Raw genomic sequence first — 9177 nt, forward strand, 5'->3', positions numbered from 1 at the left:
AAATGCTTACAGTCACTTATCGCAGGTGCTTTATATATTAATGCGATTCGTGAGATTTTAAAGTAATAAAAAAAGGAATTATTAAATTTCACTTTTCAAGATTTGAGAATATAATTGAGTATTAGAAGTTAGGACTTAAGCCCGATTCTTTATAGAAAGCATCTAAAATACTTACAACTTCATCTTCTGTATCTACCACGTGAATTAAATCTAAATCTTTAGCGCTAACGTTTCCAAACTTCTCTAAAATGGTTTCTTTAACCCAATCCATTAATCCAGACCAGAAATCTGTACCAACCAATATAATAGGAAATTTTTCAATTTTATTAGTTTGAATTAAGGTAATGGCTTCAAATAATTCGTCTAAAGTTCCAAAACCTCCAGGCATCACTACAAAACCTTGAGAGTACTTTACAAACATTACTTTTCTAACAAAGAAATAATCGAAATCTAGGCTTTTATCCTTATCGATATATGGATTGTCATGCTGCTCGAAAGGTAAAACGATATTTAATCCAACCGAAGTTCCTCCAGCCAAATACGCACCTTTATTACCCGCTTCCATAATACCTGGTCCACCTCCTGTAATAACACCATAACCAGCATCGCAAATACTTTTAGCAACGCTTTCGGTTAATTTATAATATTTATGATCTGGCTTAGTTCTAGCAGATCCGAAAATAGAAACACAAGGACCAATTTGGCTCATTTTTTCAAATCCGCTAACAAATTCTCCCATAATTTTGAAGATGGCCCACGAATCGTTAGTTTTTTTCTCATTCCAACCTTTGTGATGTTGTTCTTTTCTCATTTTTTTATGTTTTACATTTCCGGATTTTGACAGTAATCAGTGTAAATTCTAGAAATTTTATGTTGTTATTTTTTGCTTAAAATCAAGCGTGCTAATTTAGTTCTTTTTTTAACACTTCGACAAGCTCAGTGTGACATTATTTTTGATTCAATTCTTTCTTCAAAAAATGTGCAGTATAACTCTTTTTATGTTTTGCTACTTTTTCTGGAGAGCCTTCTACAATAATTTGTCCTCCACCTTGTCCACCTTCGTAACCTACATCAATAATGTGGTCTACGGTTTTAATAACATCTAGATTGTGTTCTATAATCAAAACAGTATTACCTTTATTTGCTAGCTTATTAAGAACAATCATTAAAACACGAATGTCTTCAAAATGTAACCCAGTTGTAGGTTCATCTAAAATATAAAAGGTGTTTCCAGTATCGCGTTTACTTAATTCTGTCGCTAATTTTATACGTTGTGCCTCACCTCCAGAAAGTGTTGTGCTTTGTTGACCAAGCGTAATATAACCTAAGCCAACATCTTTAATGGTTTTAAGTTTTTTATGAATCTTAGGTATGTTTTCAAAAAATGGAACAGCTTCATTAATAGTCATGTTTAGTACATCGCTAATGCTTTTACCTTTATATCTAATCTCTAATGTTTCGCGATTAAAGCGCTTGCCTTGGCAGGTTTCGCATTCTACATATACGTCTGGAAGGAAATTCATTTCTATAACTCTTAATCCTCCTCCTTTACAAGTTTCGCAACGCCCACCAGTAACATTAAAACTAAAACGACCAGGTTTATAACCACGTATCATAGCTTCAGGAATTTTAGCAAAAAGACTTCTAACTTCACTAAAAGTACCTGTGTAAGTTGCAGGATTACTTCTTGGAGTTCTTCCAATTGGTGACTGATTAATATCGATAACCTTATCACAATGTTCTAAACCTTTAATACTTTTATAAGGCATTGGTTTTCTTACACCATTAAAATAGTAAGCATTAAGAATAGGATAGAGGGTTTCATTAATTAAAGTAGATTTTCCACTTCCTGAAACGCCTGTAACACCAATCATTTTTCCTAAAGGTAATTTTACCGAAACATTTTTTAAGTTATTACCAGTGCAGCCTTTTAGTTCAATAAACTTTCCATTGCCTTCACGACGTGTTTTTGGTATTTCTATTTTCTTTTTACCGTTAAGGTATTCCGCAGTTAACGTTTTTCCTTTAGTAATTGTTTTGGTGTGCCTTGACTAATAATTTCGCCACCATGTTTTCCTGCACGCGGTCCAATATCGATTACATGATCTGCACGTTCTATCATGTCTTTATCGTGCTCTACAACAATAACCGAATTTCCAATATCGCGAAGTGCAACAAGAGAATTAATTAGTTTTTCGTTATCTCGTTGGTGCAAACCAATACTTGGTTCGTCAAGTATATAGAGTACTCCAACCAATTGAGAACCTATTTGTGTAGCCAAACGAATACGTTGTGCTTCTCCACCAGAAAGTGATTTCGAGCTTCGGTTTAAGGACAGGTAAGTTAAACCAACATCCAATAAAAACTGAAGTCTGGCTTTAATCTCTTTTATTATTTCTTCGGCAATTTTGATTTGTTTTTCTGAAAGGTTTTCTTCTAATCCATTAAACCATTTTGCTAAATCTACAATATCTTTATTCGCTAATTCTGCAATGTTTTTTCCAGCAACCTTAAAGTATAAAGATTCTTTTCTCAAGCGAGAACCTTCGCAAACAGGACATTCTATTTTGTCCATGTATTCTTTTGCCCATCGTTTTAAAGAGGTTGATTCAGCGTTTTTATACTGACTGTCTATAAAATTAGCAACACCTTCAAAATCAATTTTATAATCTCTTTTTACACCAAGCGATTTACTATCTACAGAGAATTTTTCGTTACCACCATAGAGTATAATTTGTTTAGCTTCCTTTGGTATATCCTTGTAAGCATCGGTCATTTTAAAATTAAAGCGTTCGGCAATTAATTCTAATTGCTTAAAAATCCAACTTTTCTTTTCTGGTCCATGAGGCGCTAAAGCTCCATTTTTAATAGATAATGAATCATCTGGAATAATTTTTTTCTCATTCACTTGGTATAAGTCTCCAATACCATTACAGTTTTGGCAAGCTCCTTTTGGTGAGTTAAAAGAAAAATTATTTGGTTCAGGATTTGGATATGAAACACCTGAACTTGGGCACATTAAATTTCTACTAAAATAACGTGCTTCTTGAGTGTCATGATCTATAACCATTAACACATCGTCACCATGATACATCGCTGTGTTTATGCTTTCTTCTAAGCGTTTATCGTTTGCAATAGAATCATCAATTTTAAGTCTATCGATTACAATTTCAATATCATGCATTTTATAACGATCCAGCTTCATGCCTTTAACAATATCCTTGATATCGCCATCGGTTCTCACTTTTACAAAGCCTTGTTTCCCAATTTGCTCAAACAATTCACGATAGTGTCCTTTTCTAGAACGCACAACAGGTGATAATATATTTATTTTTTTGCCTTTATAGCTTTCTATTATTAACGTTTTTATTTGTTCGTCACTATAACTCACCATTTTTTCGCCAGTGTTGTAACTGTACGCATCACTAGCACGCGCATAAAATAAACGCAGAAAATCGTAGATTTCTGTAATAGTCCCAACAGTAGAACGTGGCGATTTACTAGTTGTTTTTTGTTCAATAGCGATAACAGGAGATAGTCCGTCGATTTTATCAACATCAGGACGTTCTAGACCACCCAAAAACTGTCTAGCATAAGCCGAAAATGTTTCGATATATCGGCGTTGGCCTTCAGCATAAATAGTATCGAAAGCAAGAGACGATTTACCGCTACCAGATAAACCAGTAATGACTACTAGTTTTTCTCGCGGAATGGTTACATCTATGTTTTTTAGATTATGAACTCTGGCACCTTGTACCACAATGTTTTCTTCAAAATTTGTCATAGTAATTGCAAAACTCTGCTGTTTTTAAACAGATTTGCGAAGTTAAGGTTTTTACACTTCTTTCTGAAATGGAATTAGTTAGGATTTTATTAAAATTGAATACTATTTTTAGTATTTAATTTTTAACTTCGATTTTAAATATAATACCATTCTGCTCTTTATTTGGAATTTATTATAAGACAATTTTAAATACTTTTCGCTTTCGCGGAAATAATAAACATACAGTTGATGCAAATACTAGGAATAGGCTCAAGAATTAGCCACGAAGAACACGGAAAAGGAGTCGTAACAAATGTCGATAACGAACATTATTGGGTAACGTTTATTGACAATGGTTTAGAAACGATTTCGCTTGACGAAGATTTTGAAATTATTGAAGCGACTGAAGATGAAGTTGATAAAGTCAGTTTTTTCGATGTAGAGCAAAGCCTAATGCGATTGCTTAAGAAATATAGCGATGTTTCTGAAGTTATAACGATTGGCGACAAATGGAAAGGTGGTAAGCTTATTTTAGAACCAGGAGACACCAACTTAAAAAGTAAGGAAATTAAGATTGACGATTTCTTTCACAAAATCACAATGGTTCGCGATCGTTTACGTGTTATGGAACAAAAAGTGAATTCTAGTAATCTTGAAGAACAAGAAAAGATAGATTTGCAACAATATATTACACGTGTTTATGGTAGTTTAACTACGTTTAATGTGTTGTTTAAGGTTAAGGAACAGCAGTTTGTTGGGCAGAAGAGTAAATAGTGTAAAGTATGTGGTAATCTTAAAAAAAAAACCAAGTTTCAAAAAAAAAAGGCCTCAAATTTAATATAATTTAAGGCTTTTAATTTGAGTATAAAATTTATTATTTTATAATTAATTTTTTAGTTACCGTTTTATCTCCATCTGTAACTTTTATTAAATACATTCCAGAACTTACATTTTCTAAAGCAATGGTTTCGTTAAAATTAGGTTTTGAATCATAAATATTTTCATATACAATTCTTCCAGAAATATCAAAAATATTAACATTAATATCTTTTCCTGAGTTAGAATTGAATGCTAAAGAAAAGTCTCCATTATTAGGATTAGGATATAGTGAGAAATTATTAAATTCAAAACTATCAAGGTCTAAAGTTTCTGTAATTATAGTTGCTGATGTTGTACATAACTCAATCGACCATTCATTTACAACACCAGTGTTACCATTAAAAAAATCAACAAATATTAATTCCCATGTTCCAGAAGGATTATTTCCGGTAAATCCAGTCATTGGATTTGTAGGTGCATACGTTCCTGCTGTTGGAGAAGCACATACAATTGGAGCTTCCCCATCTTTAAAAGTGATATCAATGTTTCCATATTGTGAGTCGTTACAGCTTCTATTCCATAAATTAGAAAAACCACCTCCATTAGGCGTTTGTAATTGCATAATTAAGTCTCCTATGTAAGAATGGGTGACATTTGCGCTTATTCTAACATCTGTAATTAGTGTAGTCTCTGTAACAGTAATAGGTATAAAAACAAGAGGGCCTTGTACATTTGCTCCTCCACCATCCGGAATTGCAGTTGTAATTGGTCCAGTTGTATAGGTGTTACAAACAGTATTGGTTGTTACAGTAGCTCCTACAGAGAATGATTTAGATATTGCAAAGAATATATTTCCTACTGCTTCTATTTTTATTCTACAATACGGTTCCAAAACTGTAGGAAAAGTAACGAGTTCTGTTCCATCATTTGCAGTGTTAGAAGCCAATGTTGTTGGGAAAGTTAAGCCGCCATCTGTAGATAACAAGATATTTACGTTAGATGTGTTGATTCCATTAGCAGTTGTACCTGCAACATCCCAAGTAATGGTTGTAGAACTTCCGTTTGAAAAGCTTTCGTTTGTTGTGTCTGGCGCTGTTATTCTAAAAGGACCTGTATTTACTAATGTAACCGTCATGTCGTCTCTGCTAGTTTGCCCACCATTTGGAAAACCATTATCTCTAACGGTTAAAGCAAAATCCATTGTTCTAACGACATTTGGCATAACTTCCCAAGTAGGAGTTAAGTTATTATCTAAGATGTCGCTTAATTGTGGGAATGTGCGATCTCCAGTTGTCATTGGAGTGTATGATCTAAATTGAGGCTCTGTTGTATTTGTTGTTGAAGGAATATTTGTTGAAATTCCTACATCGGTTTGTTCCCAACAGTAAGATAATGTTGTCCCATCTACATCGTTTGCAGTTCCAGATAGTGTAAAAGCAGTGCCGTAAGGAATGGTATAATCATTTCCTGCACTAACTACAGGTGCAGTATTTCCGTTTGGTGTATTTGTAGAACACGTTGGTTCTCCCGGAGGTGTAATACGTGTCCATATTTCTGCAATACTAATGGCGTGAAAGTGATCGTCAGTACTTTCTTGTATATTATCTGAACCACATGTACCTGCATACGCCATAATTGTTGTTCCACTTCCCGGCTCAACGGCCGTAGTAGCACTTCTGTTTCCTCCAGAACAGTTACCTTGACCACCATTGAATGTATGGTTTGCACCAAACTGGTGTCCAATTTCGTGAGCTACAAAATCAACATCAAATAAATCTCCTACAGGATTTGAAGTCCCTGTAACACCTCCAGCTTTTGCATTACTGTAACAAATACCACCAAGTGCAGCTACTCCACCACCACCAGTAGTAAATACGTGACCAATGTCGTAATTTGCTGTTCCAATGTTTGCATCTATAATTATTTGATTTTCATTTATTAATGCACTTGGATCACCATCCGTAAACCCATCATTTTCAGCTAAAAATATAATACTAGCATTATCTACTAAAACCATTGTTAATGCCATATCTCTTTCAAAAAGGCCATTTACTCTTGTCATTGTAACGTTCATTGCGGCTAGCACTGTTGCTCTTTTTACAGCATCTGATGCAGCAGATTGTCCGGCAGCATTGATATGATAGTTTGCATATTCTTGTGTGCATGATAGTGCTAAACGGAATATTCTTAATGTACCATCATCAGCATTCTTATTAAAAATACTAGTGTCCTCATTTTTATTTTCTAATACTTCGATTACTTCGCATCCTAGTCTATCTATTTTAGACCTTACATTCTTTTTTGCATAAAAAACGTAGTTTTTTAAATCTTCACTATAGGGGTCAATAAAATAAGTGTTACCAATAGAATAGATAGCTCCATGAAAACCAAAAATTGTTGTAGAAAACCGAATAACATCTCCAGAACCATCTTGGCTCATACCTACATAAGATTGTATTTCTGGATTATTATTAGCTAAATTTTCTTCTAAAATTGAAGCATTGTAAACGTTATAATTTTTAGTCTTGCCTTCAATCGTAGGGAAATTTACAAAAATAGTAGAATTAGTATTAGAGCTTCTGTGTGGTGCTTGATCTAGCTTGTTTTTTAAACTTTGTAAATCCAAACTGAAATAGTCAGCACTATTTATTTCGATGTTTTTTTCTAGTATTTTTTCATTTTTAAGTTCATCTTGTTTTTTTGATGTCCAAAAAGATTCACCTTGTGAAAATCCTATGATTGGAATTAAAATGAGTAATAAAAGGTGGTTTTTGTTCATAATTAGCGATTTTAAATTTGTTATAATATACTGAAAAACAATTAATTTATTTTAATAAATGATTTAAAAACTACTACTTCTGCCTTTTAAAAGTAACGGCGTAAAAGCATAAAATTTAAGAGTTTAATTTGTTAAATAATATCTATTGCTGTTATTTATAGTAAATTTTTATTAGTTTTAATATTTTCTATTTCCAATCCTAGAACCATTAACTTATGAAACGTTGGTAATAGCGCTCCAGTTTCTGTTGTTGTCCAATCGCTCCATGATGCTTCCAATCCATCAATAGGTAAAATATCTACCCACATTTGAAAACTTTTAGGTTTTCCATCGTCATTTAAATACCATAAATAGGAGTCTCCAGGTGTCGAACCACCGGAAGAATAAGTAACTAATAATGCTTTTTTATTATTTTCTAAAGTAACAATGCGTCTTGTTGTACCTTCATCAAATACCTTATAAGGAGCGACTAACCAAAAGGTGTCGTTATTAAAATATGCTAATGCTTTTTGAATGAGTTCTTGGTTTTCTTCACCTTCAATTTTGACGTCATCCTGAAACGTTTCGCTTTTAGAATTGTTATTTAAGTCTAAATTCACTTTATATTTTTTCCAGTAGACTTCACAGGTGTTTTTGGTTTTATTCCATTTATAATGATGACGTTTTTTAAAAGTAAATTCTATATAATCTGTTGCTTTATAGGCATTGTAATTTAATGCGTTAAGCATTTTATTAGCTAAAACATCTGCTTGTGCAGTTTCTTCTCCAATAGGCAATTCTTCATTGTATTTGAAGTGAAGAAAACCATAGAGTAGAAGCGTAGGCAGAGTAAAAAAAACTACAACACCTGCTATTATTTTTAGACCCCATTTAAGTGTTAGTTTTTTCTTTTTTCTCATTTTACTAATTTTTAGCTTTAGTCAAATTTAGTATATTAAAATCTTAGTATTTACGAATTTCTTTTATCTCTTCAACGTAAAGTGAGCACGTATTGATTTCTTTTCATCTGTACTTGGTTCTCTGTATTCTAAAGTAAACCAGTAGTCGCTTGTTGGTACTGGATTGCCATTGTAAGTCCCATTCCATCCTGCACCTGTTGGACTTAATTGTTTTAGGAGTTTCCCATAACGATCGAAGATGTAAATCACAGCATCTGGTTGGTTACCAATAGCAGATATATTCCAAGTATCATTATAACCATCACCATTTGGTGTAAAGTAATGTGGGTAATCCATAACCATAATAGTTATTGTACTTTCTCCACAACCTATCCTATCTCTTACTGTTATGGTGTGCTGTCCTGCTGAAACATCTGTAAACGTGTACATACTATCGTTTGGCTCGTTGGTTTCCCAACTACCGCCATCTAGACTAAACTCGTATATTGCTATGGAGTTGTTTGTAGCATCGCTTGCACTTGCTGTTACTGCAATATCGTGTTGGTCTGCAAAGGCTAAGCTTGTTACTTCTGCGTCTATTACTGGTGGCTCGCTTACTGTTACAAAAGTGTCTACTGGTATACTTGCGCATCCTGTAGCATTATCTGTAGCTATAACACTATAAGTACCGCCGCTTGTTGGCGCTATACTTGAACCTGTTTCACCTGGTAATATTGTACCTTCTAATGACCATACAAAAGTATATAATGTAGCATCTAAGCCTGTGTCTATTACTGGCGAATTTATAATTTCTGTACCATTAGTATTGATACATAATAAATACTCAGCCTCTAAAGTAAAGGATGGCATTGGATTGACTTGTAGGGTGATCTCTGCTGTTTCATAACAGGTAGAACTGTCTTGTTCATTGTCTATTA

The 9177-nt window shown here is 33.5% G+C and carries 5 protein-coding genes and 1 pseudogene; 1 reads left to right on the forward strand and 5 read right to left on the reverse strand.

The window, feature by feature from the left end:
* Positions 1 to 121: 121 nt before the first annotated feature.
* Complete coding sequence (locus RH82_RS03235; protein ID WP_034058003.1) at positions 122 to 811, reverse strand: LOG family protein; 690 nt, start codon at positions 809 to 811, stop codon at positions 122 to 124.
* 136 nt (positions 812 to 947) lie between these two features.
* A pseudogene (uvrA, locus tag RH82_RS03240) lies at positions 948 to 3784 on the reverse strand (excinuclease ABC subunit UvrA).
* A gap of 228 nt (positions 3785 to 4012) precedes the next feature.
* Between uvrA and RH82_RS03245 the strand changes: the two are divergent.
* Complete coding sequence (locus tag RH82_RS03245; RefSeq protein WP_034058006.1) at positions 4013 to 4537, forward strand: hypothetical protein; 525 nt, start codon at positions 4013 to 4015, stop codon at positions 4535 to 4537.
* A 100-nt stretch (positions 4538 to 4637) separates the two neighbouring features.
* On the opposite strand, the gene RH82_RS03250 is transcribed toward RH82_RS03245, so the two are convergent.
* The 3 genes from RH82_RS03250 to RH82_RS03260 all read right to left on the reverse strand — a co-directional run.
* On the reverse strand, positions 4638 to 7361 hold the full coding sequence (locus RH82_RS03250; RefSeq protein ID WP_052158188.1) for a zinc-dependent metalloprotease: 2724 nt from the start codon (positions 7359 to 7361) through the stop codon (positions 4638 to 4640).
* Between the two features lie 155 nt (positions 7362 to 7516).
* Positions 7517 to 8260 (reverse strand): hypothetical protein, encoded by a 744-nt coding sequence (locus tag RH82_RS03255; RefSeq protein WP_034058010.1) that lies wholly within the window; start codon positions 8258 to 8260, stop codon positions 7517 to 7519.
* Between the two features lie 63 nt (positions 8261 to 8323).
* A partial coding sequence (locus RH82_RS03260; RefSeq protein WP_241147999.1) for a T9SS type B sorting domain-containing protein occupies positions 8324 to 9177 on the reverse strand: 854 nt, incomplete at its 5' end.

Origin of the sequence: Lacinutrix jangbogonensis (assembly GCF_000797445.1) — a bacterium.
GTDB classification, from domain to species: domain Bacteria; phylum Bacteroidota; class Bacteroidia; order Flavobacteriales; family Flavobacteriaceae; genus Lacinutrix; species Lacinutrix jangbogonensis.

Coding starts and splice junctions, on each gene's coding strand:
- RH82_RS03245 (WP_034058006.1), top strand. CDS start 4,013: ATGCAAATACTAGGAATAGGCTCAAGAATTAGCCACGAAGAACACGGA.
- RH82_RS03250 (WP_052158188.1), bottom strand. CDS start 7,361: ATGAACAAAAACCACCTTTTATTACTCATTTTAATTCCAATCATAGGA.
- RH82_RS03255 (WP_034058010.1), bottom strand. CDS start 8,260: ATGAGAAAAAAGAAAAAACTAACACTTAAATGGGGTCTAAAAATAATA.
- RH82_RS03235 (WP_034058003.1), bottom strand. CDS start 811: ATGAGAAAAGAACAACATCACAAAGGTTGGAATGAGAAAAAAACTAAC.